The organism is Herbaspirillum sp. RV1423, assembly GCF_000577615.1.
Lineage (GTDB): Bacteria > Pseudomonadota > Gammaproteobacteria > Burkholderiales > Burkholderiaceae_D > Herbaspirillum.
In genome coordinates, this window is record NZ_CBXX010000108.1 from 1 (window position 1) to 662 (window position 662).

Genomic DNA, 662 nt, shown 5'->3' on the forward strand with positions numbered 1-662 from the left:
GGTCGGGAACGGGCCGATGCCGAGCAAGCCGTTTTCCGATTGCAGCCACACCTCAATGTCCTTCGGCACGTGGTTCGCCACCAGCGTCGGCAAGCCGATGCCGAGGTTGACGTAAAAACCGTCCTGCAATTCCCGCGCCGCACGCGCAGCCATTTCGTCTCTGGTCCATGCCATGATTATTTCTCCTTATTTGGACACGGTGCGTTGTTCGATGCGCTTTTCCGGCGTCGCGTTGACCACGATGCGGTGCACGAAGATGCCGGGCGTGTGGATCTGGTCCGGGTCGAGCTGGCCGACTTCGACCAGTTCTTCGACTTCGGCCACCGTGATCTTGCCGGCCATGGCGACGTTGGGATTGAAGTTGCGCGCGGTCTTGTTGAACATCAGGTTGCCGGCCTTGTCGGCTTTCTGCGCCTTGACCAGCGAGACGTCGGCCACCAGCGAGCGTTCCATCACATATTTCGCGCCGTCGAAGTCGCGGATTTCCTTGCCTTCGGCCACCAAAGTACCCACGCCGGTCTTGGTAAAGAAGGCCGGGATGCCCGCCCCGCCGGCGCGCAGCTTCTCGGCCAGCGTGCCTTGCGGGGTGAATTCCAGTTCCAGTTCGCCGGCCAGGTATTGGCGTTCGAATTCCTTGTTCTCGCCGACGTAGGAGGCGATCA

The 662-nt window shown here is 61.2% G+C and carries 2 protein-coding genes; both read right to left on the bottom strand.

Annotated elements, in window-relative coordinates:
• Positions 1-174: succinyl-CoA--3-ketoacid-CoA transferase (locus tag RV1423_RS28315; RefSeq protein ID WP_034304005.1), on the bottom strand; the 174-nt coding region annotated here is incomplete at its 3' end.
• A 12-nt stretch (positions 175-186) separates the two neighbouring features.
• Positions 187-662: CoA transferase subunit A (locus RV1423_RS28320; RefSeq protein ID WP_034304006.1), on the bottom strand; the 476-nt coding region annotated here is incomplete at its 5' end.